Annotated in this window: 2 protein-coding genes; one reads left to right on the top strand and one right to left on the bottom strand. The window is 65.8% G+C overall.

Features of this window, described 5'->3' with window-relative positions:
- Window positions 1–44: 44 nt before the first annotated feature.
- A complete protein-coding gene (locus tag QM615_RS05240; RefSeq protein ID WP_149405328.1) occupies window positions 45–5,900 on the top strand; it encodes a non-ribosomal peptide synthetase in 5,856 nt (1,951 codons plus the stop codon).
- A gap of 69 nt (window positions 5,901–5,969) precedes the next feature.
- On the opposite strand, the gene QM615_RS05235 is transcribed toward QM615_RS05240, so the two are convergent.
- On the bottom strand, window positions 5,970–6,905 hold the full coding sequence (locus QM615_RS05235; protein WP_149405624.1) for an esterase/lipase family protein: 936 nt from the start codon (window positions 6,903–6,905) through the stop codon (window positions 5,970–5,972).
- Window positions 6,906–6,955 lie beyond the last annotated feature (50 nt).

The raw sequence follows: 6,955 nt of genomic DNA, 5'->3' as shown, positions 1-6,955 counted from the left end.
CACGACCGAGCGCGGGGCAACACTGGTGAGGAGTCATAGTTCAGATGAGTTCGGATGGATCGACCGGCACACCGTCCGAGTCGGGCGGCCGAGTGGGTGGACGGTCGAGCCGCCCCAGGCCTACCCGTGCACGACCCACCCGACAGCGACCGGCCCGTACGGTCGCGCTGCCGACTCTGCTCGCCGCGGCGGTGGAAAAGAACCCGGACGGTACCGCGGTGGAGTTCGGCATCCGGTCGCTCACCTATCGGGAGATCGACTCCCGGTCGTCCAGGCTCGCCCGGCTGCTCATCGAACGCGGGATCGGTCCCGAGGATTTCGTGGCTCTGGCACTGACCCGTTCGATCGAATCGGTCACGGCCGTGTGGGCCGTGGCGAAGACCGGTGCTGCTTTCGTGCCCATCGACCCGAATTACCCAGCCGCCCGCATCACGCACATGGTGAACGACTCCGGCGTGCGAATGGGTGTCACTGCAACACAATTCGAGGACACGATGCCGACGTCGGTGTCGTGGATCAGCCTCGACTCGTCCGACACCGAAGGCGCACTCCAGGGGTTCTCCGACGATCCCGTCGTAGCGGACGACCGACGGGCACCGATTCGCCCGTCCACGCTCGCGTACGTCATCTACACCTCCGGCTCGACCGGTCTGCCGAAAGGCGTCGCCGTCTCCCACGCCGGACTGGCTCCGCTGACCTCCACTCAGGTCGAGACCTACGGGCTGGACTCCGATTCGCGCACACTGCATTTCGCGTCCCCCAGCTTCGATGCATCCGTGCTGGAGCTACTGATGGCCGTGGGCGCAGGCTCGACGATGGTCATAGTCCCGCCCGGCGTGTACGGCGGGTCCGATCTGGCCGACATGCTCCGCCGCCACCGCGTCAGCCATGCGTTCATCACCCCGGCAGCGCTGGCCTCGCTCGACCCGGCTGAGGTGCCCGACATGCGAGTGCTCGCGATCGGCGGCGAGGCCTTCACCTCGGAGCTGATGTCGAAGTGGGCACCGGGCAGACGGTTTCTCAACGTATACGGCCCCACCGAAGCGTCGATGGTGTGCAACATCTCGCCGCCGTTGAACGCCGGCGAAGCCGTGCTGCTCGGGCCGTCCACCAAAGACATGGGCTACCACGTGCTCGACGACCGGTTGCGGCAGGTACCGGCCGGGGTGCCGGGGGAGCTGTATCTGACCGGTGCCGGCCTTGCGCGGGGTTACCATCGAAGATTTGCGCTGACCGCGGCGCGATTCGTAGCCAATCCCTATGCAGCCGAGGGTATCTCGGATCAGAGTCGACTGTACCGTACCGGTGACCTGGTGCGGTGGCGGGAAGTGGCGTCCGGACGTGCCATCGAATATTTGGGCCGCAACGACTTTCAGGTCCAGATCCGAGGCTTCAGAATCGAACTCGGTGAAATCGACGCCGTTCTCACAGCGCAGGACGGGGTCGATTTCGCTGTCACCCTCGGTCACCGCAGTCCTACTGGCGCAACCGTTCTCGCAGCCTACGTACTGCCGGTGGCAGGGGCGGACGTCGACCTGGACCGGGTGCTGGACGAGGCCGGGCGGAGTCTGCCCGCGCACATGGTGCCCTCGGTGATCACGCGGATCGATACGATCCCGCTGACTCCCACCGGCAAGCTGGACCGAGATGCACTGCCGGAACCGGTGTTCGAGGCCGCGGAATTCCGGGCTCCGTCGACCCCCACCGAACAGGCGGTAGCAGAGATATTCGTCGAGCTGCTCGGAGTCGAACGAGTCGGTGCAGGCGACGACTTCTTCGCGCTCGGCGGCAACTCGCTGATCGCCACCAAACTCGCCGCACGACTGGGTTCGGCTCTCGGCGTGCACGTGCCCGCGCGTTCTGTGTTCGAGTCGTCCACCGTCGAGGCGCTCGCGAACGCGGTCGACTCGGTCGACGCTCCGGTCCGGGCGCAGCTCGACGCCTCGAGGGCTCGACCGCAACACATTCCGCTCTCGTCCGCTCAGCAACGTATGTGGTTCCTCAACCGACTGGACACCGGGTCGGCACTCAACAACGTGCCGGTTGCTCTGCTGCTGCGAGGTTCCCTCGACATCGAAGCGCTGCAGGCCGCCGTCCTCGATGTGGTCGGTCGGCACGAATCGTTGCGCACCATCTATCCCGACATCGAAGGCAGCGGCTATCAGCAGGTGCTCGACGAGGCCGATGCGCAGGTCGACACGGCCATGGTCACCGTCACCCGTGACAGCGCCTTGGCCGACGTCACCGAATTCTTCAGCCGTGGATTCGACGTGACGGTCGAAATTCCGTTCCGCGTTCGGCTGTTCGAGGTCACCGACCCCGCCGGTCCGATGCCGGAGTACGTATTGGCGTTCGTGGCACACCACATCTCGGCCGACGGGCTGTCGATGGCTCCGCTGTCTCGGGACGTCATGACGGCATACCTCGCGCGACGCAGTGGATCGGCACCGCAGTGGATGCCGCTGCCGGTTCAGTACGTCGACTACACGCTGTGGCAACTCGACATGCTCGGTTCCGAATCGGACCCGAAATCCGTCGCCAGCAAGCAGATTCAGTACTGGCAGCACACACTCGACGGCCTACCCGAACAACTGGAGTTACCCGCCGACCGGCCGCGCCCGCGAGTCGCGTCGGGACGAGGGGCGGTGGTGTCGTTCGATATCGATCCCGAGCTGCACACCCGAGTGGTCGAATGCGCCCGGGCCAACGAGTCGACCCCGTTCATGGTGGTGCACGCCGCGTTGGCCGTGTTGCTGGCGACACTGTCGGGTACGTCCGACATCGCCGTCGGAGCGCCGGTGGGTGGCCGTGGTGACGCGCGGCTGGACGATTTGGTGGGCATGTTCGTCAATACGGTGGTGCTTCGAACCCCTGTTGACTCGGATGCCTCGTTCGTCGAGGTTCTCGACACGGTCCGTGAGGCCGACCTCGAGGCGTTCGACAACGTCGACGTTCCCTTCGAGCGTCTGGTCGAGGTACTCGATCCGGTGCGTTCGCAAGGACGACACCCACTGGTGCAGGTTGCGCTGTTCTTCCAGAACTTCTCGCAGGGTTCGTTCGAGCTGCCCGATCTCGCCGTCGAGGCGTTCGGGTCCGGCGTGGCATCGGCCAAGTTCGACCTCCAGGTGACGTTCACCGAGCGGGGCGACGGCGCAGGGCTCGCCGTCGAGTTGATGTACGCCACGGATCTGTTCGACGAGCCGACCGTGACGTCCTTCGGGCACCGGCTGGTGGCCGTTCTCGACTCCGTGACCGCTCGACCCGAACTCGCGGTCGGTGACATCGACGTTCTCGATTCGGCTGAGCGTGAACAACTCTCGTTGCGGGGCCACGGCAGCGCGGTGGCTGTCGATTCGGACGAGGTGCTGCTGGATGGTTTCGACCGGGTGGTGGCCGAGTCGCCTGATGTGGTGGCGTTGGTGTTCGGCGAACAGTCGTTGACGTATCGGGAGTTCTCGGACCGGGTGGATGCGACTGCGTGGTTGTTGCAGGAGCACGGTGCCGGGCCTGGTGTGTCGGTGGGGTTGGCCATGCGTCGATCGATCGAGCTGGTGGTCGGCATGTATGCCGTGCTGCGGTCCGGTGCGGCGTACGTTCCGGTGGATCCGGATCAGCCGTCCGAGCGAAACGACTACATTCTCGACACGGCGTCGCCGGTTGTCGTTCTGTCGACGGCGCGAGACGACTTCGCCACGGGGACAGCGATTCCGGTTGTCGACATCACGGATCCGCCGCCGCCGGTCGGGTCGGTGGCATTCCCTCGTGCCTCCGGTGCCGATCTGGCATACGTGCTGTTCACGTCCGGGTCGACAGGTCGGCCGAAGGGGGTGGCCGTCGAGCATCGCGCCATCGTCAACCAGATGGCGTGGATGGCGCAGGAGTACGGTCTCGACGCGTCGGATGTGTACTTGCAGAAGACGGCTACGACGTTCGACGTGTCGTTGTGGGGGTTCTTCCTGCCGCTGCGTACCGGGGGTCGGTTGATCGTGGCGGCCCCGGGCGCGCAGCGCGACGTGGAGGCAGTCGCGGCCGAGATCGCCCGTCATGGTGTGACGGTGACAGATTTCGTGCCGTCGATGCTCACGGTGTTCGCCGAATCGGTTGCTGCACAGTCCATCTCTTCGCTTCGGCACATCTTCGTGATCGGTGAGGCGTTGCCCGCGCGGACCGTGGATACGTGCCGCGCGGTGTCGGATGCTCGGGTGCACAACTTGTACGGACCGACCGAGGCGGCGGTGAGTGTCACGTATCGCGACGTCTCCGAGGACGTCGGGGTGGATGGCTCGGTCTCCATCGGGGTGCCGGAGTGGAATACCTCTGTCCACGTTCTCGATTCGCGGTTGCATCCGGTGCCTGCGGGTGTGCCGGGCGAGCTCTACCTCGCCGGGGTGCAGTTGGCTCGGGGTTACGTTGTGCGGCCGGACCTGTCTTCGGAGCGTTTTGTAGCGAACCCGTTCGGCGATGCTGGGGCGCGAATGTATCGCACCGGCGATCTGGTTCGGTGGTCGATGGATGGCGGGCGGCTCGAGTACATCGGTCGGACGGACTTCCAGGTCAAGTTCCGTGGGCAGCGAATCGAGTTGGGGGAGATCGAGACTGCCTTGACGGCGTCTCCGGCGGTGAGTCAGGCCGTTGTGGTGGTTGCGCAGTTGTCGGTGGGGGAGTCGTTGGCGGCGTACGTGGTGCCCGCGGTCGGAGCCGACATCGAGGTCGAGGCGGTCCGGTCGGAGTTGGGGTCGGCGGTGCCGTCGTACATGGTGCCGTCCGCGTTCGTGGTGCTCGACGCGTTGCCGCTCAATGCGGCGGGCAAGCTGGACCGTCGTGCGTTGCCTGCCCCGGAATTCGAGATCCGCGAGTTCCGCGCTCCGCGGACACCGGTCGAGGAATCGATCGCGGCGGTGTATTCGGACGTCCTGGGAGTCGAGCGCGTCGGGTTGGACGACGACTTCTTCGCGTTGGGTGGCAACTCGCTGCTGGCGGTCAAGTTGGTGTCCAAGCTCGGAGCGGCCGTGGGCGGGCCGATACCGCTGAACTGGTTGTTCGTCGACGCGTCCGTGGCCTCGCTCGCCGCGCGGATCACCGCAGCGACAGCGTCGCCTGTCGAGGGGGACGAATCGAGCGGGCTGGACACAATGATTCCCCTTCGGATCGGTGGTTCCGCGTCACCGCTGTTCTGCATCCATCCCATCGTCGGGCTCTCCTGGGCCTTCGGAGGATTGTCGGCGTACCTGGGCGAAGATCGTCCGATCTACGGGTTGCAGTCACCTGCCCTCTCCGGTGCCGAACCCCTGCCGGAATCCATCGAACAGTGGGCCGCCCTGTTCGTCGACAGGATTCGCAGCGTGCAGCCGTCCGGCCCGTACCACCTGCTCGGTTGGTCGATGGGCGGATCGATCGCGCACGCCATGGCTGTGCAACTGCAGCACGAAGGCGAGTCGGTAGCAACGCTGGCGATGATGGACTCGTTCGTCGCGGGCAGGACCGACCACCTCGTGGACCGCCCCGTGTCGGCCGGAGAGATGCTCGGCGGCCTCGGCCTGGGAACAGACTCCGATATCGAGATCGGAGAGCTCACGGTCGATTCCGTGGCGGAACTGTTGGCATCGATGCCTGCTCCGTTCGACGCGATATCCCGCGAACGGATAGCCGGGATACTGGACGGGATCGCCCGCTCGGCGGAGCTGATCGACTCGTACGTGCCACGGACATTCGTCGGGCGGTCGACCCTCTTCGCGTCGGTCGTCGACGATCCGACCGGAACCATTGCAGCGTCGACGTGGGAGGACGCGGTCGACGGGGGCGTGAACGTGGTGCCCGTGCATTCCACCCACTGGCAGATGGCGTCGCAGTCTGCGCTCGCCGAAATCGGACCGGTGTTGCAGTCCGAGTTGGACCGGTAGACCGTCGAACACGACCGGGGCCTCACGACGTGATGTCGTGAGGCCCCGGTGGTGAAGGTTCGTGCTGTGTCAGCAGGGTGCAGGCGTCGTCGCTGCGTAGTCGGGATCGAGCGCCGACTTGACCATGTACAGAGGCACAGGGTCGGTGACGAGGCCGATGTGCGATGTCGTGGCGGCCGGGCACACGTCCTGGACCCAGACGTTGTGCACCGTCGACGGATCACCCGACCGGAGGAAGGTGTTCCCCGGGGGTGTCGACACCGTGTCGTTGCGTGTGGCGACGACGGTGTACTCGACTCCCGGTTGGACGTCACCGCCGTCGTTCAGGCTCGTCAACGTCGTCGAACCGACCAACTGCTGTGCACCGGCCATGTTGTACGTCAACGGGGTGAGCGCGTCGCCGGGGAGTCCGAGCGAGGTCAGCAGTTCGGAGAGCTGCTGCAATCCGCCGAACGTCGTCCCGTGGTTGGTGGCACCGAGGGTGACCAAGGTGTGAACCTTGTTGCGGGCCGGGTCCTGCGGATCGGTGCCGCCGTCGAATTTCATGTACTGGCGTGAAGAAGTACCACCCTGTGAATGGCCGACGAGATCGACCTGTTCGGCACCGGTGGCGGCAAGTACCTCGTCGACGAAGCGGCCGATCTGACGTCCCGACTCGGCGATGTCGCCCGAACCCCAGATGGTGGTGCTCGGATCGAGCAGGAGCGAGACGCCACCGTAGTTGGGGGCGAAGACGCAGTACCCCTCGCTCTTCAACTGTGGTGCGAGTGTCTTCCACGTCGACGCATCCATCTTGGTTCCGTGTACGAGAACGACCGGGCGCGGATGGGCCGCACTGGGTACGCAGCCGAAGTCGTTGGCACCCTCGAGTACGGGGGTGGCCGACACCGAGGTGCCGGTGGGAGAGGGTGCTGCGGTCGCCGTTCCCGCCCCGGTCAAGCACAGGGCACCGGCGACGGCGGCAGCAACCGCCGTGGGCAGCACTCGGGAAAGCGTGTTCGACATGGCCTCGATCTCGTGTGAAGGCGTGGGACGCGCCGCCGGTTTCGGCAGGC

The organism is Rhodococcus sp. IEGM 1341 (genome assembly GCF_030056895.1).
Lineage (GTDB): Bacteria > Actinomycetota > Actinomycetes > Mycobacteriales > Mycobacteriaceae > Rhodococcoides.
The sequence above is the reverse complement of the archived record's forward strand: the minus strand, read 5'-3'. Positions and strand labels throughout refer to the sequence as shown.

Excerpts from the sequence above, each read along its gene's own strand:
- QM615_RS05240 (WP_149405328.1), top strand. The coding sequence starts at position 45 with ATGAGTTCGGATGGATCGACCGGCACACCGTCCGAGTCGGGCGGCCGA.
- QM615_RS05235 (WP_149405624.1), bottom strand. The coding sequence starts at position 6,905 with ATGTCGAACACGCTTTCCCGAGTGCTGCCCACGGCGGTTGCTGCCGCC.